Source organism: Bullifex sp. (assembly GCF_034103065.1).
Classification (GTDB): Bacteria; Spirochaetota; Spirochaetia; order Sphaerochaetales; family Sphaerochaetaceae; genus Bullifex.
In genome coordinates this window covers 1-5,663 of record NZ_JAXEGN010000239.1, presented here as the reverse complement: position 1 = coordinate 5,663, position 5,663 = coordinate 1, and the positions used below count along the sequence as shown (strand labels likewise).

Below are 5,663 nucleotides of genomic sequence, written 5' to 3'. Positions count from 1 at the left end.
TAAACCTCGACCGGCCATAACACCTCCCAAAAAAAAGAAGAGTCCGAAGACTCTCCTATTTTATAATAAAGTTTCAACTTAGAAAAGGTTGAACATAACAGCAAGAGAAAGCTGACCTCTATCAAAATCAATCTTCATCTTCTGAATATCAGAAACTACATTTTTAGCAGCCAGTCCTGTTGGAATGTAGTATGAAACGCCAAGACCAACAAATGCCAAGTTAAAGTTTAATCCAGCTTTTAACATTAATTCTTGTTCCAAGAATGAATTAGGTGTAATTTCAGAAGCATCTGGTCCAAAACCAAATACATAAGGAATTGCAGCACCAAATGAGAGATTAACAAGATTAGGTCCTGCTACAAGATTAGCTGAAAGCATTGAATTAACAGCCCAGTTACCATTTTTATCTGGAAGTGAGACTAGACCATTTGCACCAAGCTGTAAGAAGAATAGATTAACTCTTGCTTCAGCACCAAATTGGTACTTGTTAAAATCCTTTAATGAATCAACTTCTGATTCTGCTTTTGTTGCATTAAAATTGATGTTAGCTGCAGGTCCAACTTGTAAAATAGAAGCAAATGCACCTGTTGTAACAAATACACAAAGAATTAAAATTGCGAAAAACTTTTTCATGGTATTCCTCCCTATTATTTTAAGCTATCAAGCCAAAGTGCTGAAACTGCATCGGATGGCATTCTCCAATCGGATCGAGGTGAAAGAGTAATAGTACCTACCTTTGGTCCATCAGGAAGACATGATCTCTTAAATTGTTGATTAAAGAAGCGACGAACAAATGTTGTTAACCATTTATCTATCGTTTCTTCATTATAAACATCTTTAAATGCAATTAGTGACAATCTTTTTATCTTTTTTGGTGAAAAAGAGTGTCTTACAAAATAATATAGGAAGAAATCATGTAGCTCATATGGGCCAACTAAGTCCTCTGTTACTTGACTAATAGTTCCATCCTCATTTGAAGGTAATAACTCTGGAGAAACAGGAGTTGCTAAAATATCGTATAAAACAGCAGAAGCCTCTGTAAAACCAAAGTCTGCAAAGTATTTTACAAGATATCTAACTAAGGTTTTAGGAATGGATGAATTAACAGCATACATACTCATATGGTCACCATTGTAGGTCGCCCAACCTAATGCAAGCTCTGATAAATCACCTGTACCAATTACAAGGCCACCTGTTTTGTTTGCTACATCCATCAAGACCTGAGTGCGTTCACGTGCTTGACCATTTTCATAAGTAACATCATAGCAATCTAGACTTTGATTAATATCTTTAAAGTGTGATTCAACACTCTTTTTAATATTAATATCCATAAAGGTGACACCTAATGCAGTTGCGAGTAACTCGGCATTTGATTTTGTTCTTTTAGTAGTACCAAAGCATGGCATTGTAATTGCAATAATATCCTTTCGAGGTCTAGAAAGCATATCAAAGGCTCTAACTGTTACAAGTAAAGCTAGAGTAGAATCAAGACCACCTGAGAGCCCTATTACTGCACTCTTTGCATTTGTGTGCTCAATTCTCTTCTTTAAGCCTAAAGCTTGCAATGTGATAATCTTTTCAGCTCTCTTTTTTATTTCATTATCTTGACTTGGAACAAAAGGATGCTTATAGAAGGCTCTTGTTAACTTAGTTTCCTCTTCATCCAGTGAAATATTAATTACCTGGTACTCATCATTAGGAAGATATCTAAATGTGTTTTTCTTTGATCTTGCTGTGGAAAGCTTACTTACATCAAGCTCTGTGATTAATAGCTCATCTTCCTTTAATACACTCTCAGTGAGTATTGAACCATCCTCACAAATAAGATTATGAGCAGTAAAAACCATATCTGTTGAGCTTTCACCTGTTGAGGTATCACAGTAAAGATAGCCCGCTGTTAGTTTTCCACTATGTATTCTAACAAGCTCTCTTCTATACTCTTCCTTTCCGATAAGCTCATCGCTTGCAGATAAGTTAGCAATTACAGTTGCTCCATTTAATGCATGCTTTGTGGAAGGGGAATCAGGGGCCCACAAGTCCTCACATATTTCAACAGAGAGTCTAAAGTCACTAAAGTTTTCACACCTTATAATTACATTTTTACCAAAGACAACATCTTCAGATAAAAAATTAATTACCATGTTTTTTTCAAGAGCAGGAGTAAACCACCTTGTTTCATAGAACTCTGAATAAGAAGGAAGATGTGTTTTTGGAATTAATGCAAGTACACTGCCTCTTTGAATTACAGCAGCAACATTAAATAGCTTATCCATAACTAATAGAGGAAGCCCAACTATTGTAATTAAATCACTATCTTTACTCTCATTTTTTATCTCTTGAATTGCATCAAGACAATTCTTTTGCAATAAAGGATGAAAAAACAAATCAGAGAGTGTATAGCAAGTTAAAGTTAACTCTGGGAAAACTAATAGCTTTACTCTCTCCTCTTTAGCTTTTTTCATTAGCTTAATAATGTTATCTCTATTATATTCGACATTACCAACTTTCAATTTAGGTGTTGCTGTAGCAACTTTAATAAAGCCATCTCTCATAGAGATAAATATATCATGAGAAGAACAATTGTTCCATAAAATGCGGCGAGTACATTTAATCCTTTAACTATGGAATATCTATGTTATAATTCTAAATTAATAGGAGGCAACATGCAAACTCAACTATTAGATGGTGCTTGGATTCTTTCAGCACAAGATCCAAAGGCCATAGAAAACAATTGTTCGTATTTTAATAACATAAATAGAATAGATATAAATATCCCAGGAGATGTTCATAGTACACTATTAAATAGAGGTTTTATCAAAGATCCTTACTATGGTACCGATGAACTTGATACTCTTTGGGTAGGCCAAAATGATTGGAAAATTGAAAGATCTTTTACTTTCAAGAAGACAGAAAAAAGAACAGTCCTCTCATTAACTCGTGTAGATACCTGTGCGCGAATAGTATTAAATGGTAAAGAAATTGGAACTACAGATAATTTCTTCGCTCGCTATAATATTGATGTTACAGATTCAATTATCGATGGTGAAAACCATATCGAATTCTTCTTTACCTCCGCAGAAAAGGTAGCAATTGAAAGAAATAAAAATCTTAAATATCCTATTCCATGTTCACTTTATCCAAATGGTTCTCCAAATCGCAATCTAGTTAGAAAGACTCAATGTAATGCAGGCTGGGATTGGGGTCCTTGCATTATGTCTATAGGTATTTATGATCCAGTTAAATTAATTAGTGTTAATCATGCATTCGTGAAATCTTGGAACTGTATTCCAAAGCTTATAGACCACAATTGGATTTGTAAAGCTGAAGTAACTGCAAAGGTATTTGAAGAATGCGATGTAGACATGAATATCCATGTTGCAGGACGAGATGAACACACTATTGTACATATAAAACCGGGGCAAGAATTCTATTCATATACATTCTGTATTCCAGAGGAAGATGTAGAGCTTTGGTATCCTGCAGGTCAAGGTGGACAGCACTTATACCCAATGGATATTAGCTTTGGTGATTTCTCTGATAAGAGAATGGTAGCATTTAGAACCTTAGTAATTAAGAATAATGTTACAATGGGTGGAAAAGAGTTAACTGTTTGCGTAAATGGTAAAGACATCTTTATGAAGGGTATTAACTGGATTCCAATGGATGGATTATATTCAAGAATCACAACATCTAGATACATTAAGCTCTTACAATCAGTTGCTGATGCTAACATGAATATGGTAAGAGTTTGGGGTGGAGGCTTTTACGAAAATGAAGCCTTCTATGATACTTGTGATCGCCTAGGTATTTTAGTTTGGCATGATTTGATGTTTGGTTGCTCAACATATCCATCTGATGAATGGTTCTTAAAGAGCGTTGAAAAAGAGTTAAAATATCAAATTCTTAGACTAAAGAGTCACCCATGTATTGCACTATGGTGTGGAAATAATGAGGATTTAGGAGCCTTAACTTGGTATGAAGAGTCTATCAAGAATCGTGATAGATATGTTATAGACTACGATAGATTAAATGAAGGTGTATGTGGACGATTGGTAAGAGAGCTTGACCCTTCAAGAGTTTTCTGGCCATCAAGTCCATGTGCAGGTCCAGGGGATTTCTCAGACACCTGGCATAATGATGGAAATGGTGATATGCACTTCTGGACAGTTTGGCATGAAGGAGCTTCCTTCGATAAATATAGAAGCGTTAAGCCTCGCTTCTGTTCTGAATTTGGTTATCAAAGCTTTCCTTCTTTATCAACTGTAAAATCATATTGTCCTGAGGACCAGTTAAACTTAACCTCCCCTGTTATGGAGCACCATCAAAAGAATCCTAGAGGTAATTCAATAATTTTGGAAAACTTCTCAAGATACTTTAGATTCCCTAATTCTCTTGAAAAGATGCTCTATCTATCACAAGCACAACAAGCATGGGCAATGCAAACTGCATGTGAATATTGGAGATCTCTCAGACCATATTGTATGGGTACACTTATTTGGCAGCTAAATGATAACTGGCCTGTTGCTTCATGGTCTGCGATTGAATACAGTGGTAAGTGGAAGCTATTAATGTATCATGCAAAGAACTTCTTTGCTCCAATTGCACCAATTGGATATATCGAAGATGGAAAACTAAAGGTATTTATCACCAACGATACAGATAAAGCTGAAGATGTAAAGGTAAGTGTAAAGTTCTCAACCTATCGTGGAGAAAAGGTAAGGCAGCATGTATTTAGAGTCACAGTAGAGCCTCAAAGTGTATTGGAAGTTACACAGTGTGATATAAGCGATATTGATGTCACTACTACATTTGCATACCTTAAGGCATCAACACCTTCTATCTATAGAGAGAGTGTAATTTTCTTAACAGAACCTAAAAAGTGTGCATTAGAAAATCCTCAGCTTAATACCGCAATTAAGAAAGTTGGAAAAGGCTTCCAAATTGAGGTCAGCTGTGCTCGTCCTGCTTTCTGGGTCAGCTTGGATAGCCAAGATATTAAGGGTATTTTCTCTGACAATATGTTCTCAATTAGACCTACTGCTCAAAAGGTAGTTACCTTCACACCTGAAGGGGATGAAGATATTTCTGTTACTGAGTTTAGCGAAAAGCTAAGAGTATATGATTTGTATTGGGCAGGATATTGATTAACCATTTTGCGCTCCTTCGGGGGCGCATTAATTTTGTTTCAGTTTTCTTAATTTTTTACAACAGTATTATTCATTATCCGCTTTATAATTTTGATAGGGGAAAAAGGAGTTGTTGTGTCATCTATTTCGAATGACATTTTTCATCTATCAGATATAAGAGCTGATAGTTCGTTTTTTACAAACGATGTTATCGATAAATTAACACAAGCAGAGGCACTTTTTTTTAAAGAAAATTTAAGTGTTAAGACTGTTATTCTTGCCCGAGATGCACGTTTAAGTGGAAATAGAATTTTAGAAAGAAAGTGTCAAATATTCCTAAGCCTTGGCTTTGATGTAATTCTATTTCAAAATCCTATCTCAACTCCTTTTTTTTACTTTGCCTCAATGCAAAATCCTAATGCTGCTGGCATAATGATTTCAGCATCACACAATCCCAAAAACCACAATGGAGAAAAATTAGTAGGTCCTAATTGTATCCCAATTGCAGGAAATTTTGAAAAGACTGGGGAATTAGAT

3 protein-coding genes and 1 pseudogene are annotated in these 5,663 nt (G+C 35.3%); 2 read left to right on the top strand and 2 right to left on the bottom strand.

Annotated features, from left to right (window positions below):
* Positions 1-78: 78 nt before the first annotated feature.
* Positions 79-633, bottom strand: coding sequence for a hypothetical protein (locus tag SOY52_RS09215; protein ID WP_320848663.1), 555 nt, complete (start codon positions 631-633; stop codon positions 79-81).
* Positions 634-647: 14 nt separating this feature from the next.
* Complete coding sequence (locus SOY52_RS09210) at positions 648-2,552, bottom strand: NAD(+) synthase (protein ID WP_320848662.1); 1,905 nt, start codon at positions 2,550-2,552, stop codon at positions 648-650.
* Between the two features lie 111 nt (positions 2,553-2,663).
* Between SOY52_RS09210 and SOY52_RS09205 the strand changes: the two genes are divergently transcribed.
* Positions 2,664-5,144, top strand: a complete 2,481-nt coding sequence (locus tag SOY52_RS09205; protein WP_320848661.1) for a beta-mannosidase — start codon at positions 2,664-2,666, stop codon at positions 5,142-5,144.
* A 117-nt stretch (positions 5,145-5,261) separates the two neighbouring features.
* Positions 5,262-5,663: pseudogene (locus SOY52_RS09200) on the top strand (hypothetical protein); the annotation flags it as partial.

Coding starts and splice junctions, on each gene's coding strand:
- SOY52_RS09215 (WP_320848663.1), bottom strand. CDS start 633: ATGAAAAAGTTTTTCGCAATTTTAATTCTTTGTGTATTTGTTACAACA.
- SOY52_RS09210 (WP_320848662.1), bottom strand. CDS start 2,552: ATGAGAGATGGCTTTATTAAAGTTGCTACAGCAACACCTAAATTGAAA.
- SOY52_RS09205 (WP_320848661.1), top strand. CDS start 2,664: ATGCAAACTCAACTATTAGATGGTGCTTGGATTCTTTCAGCACAAGAT.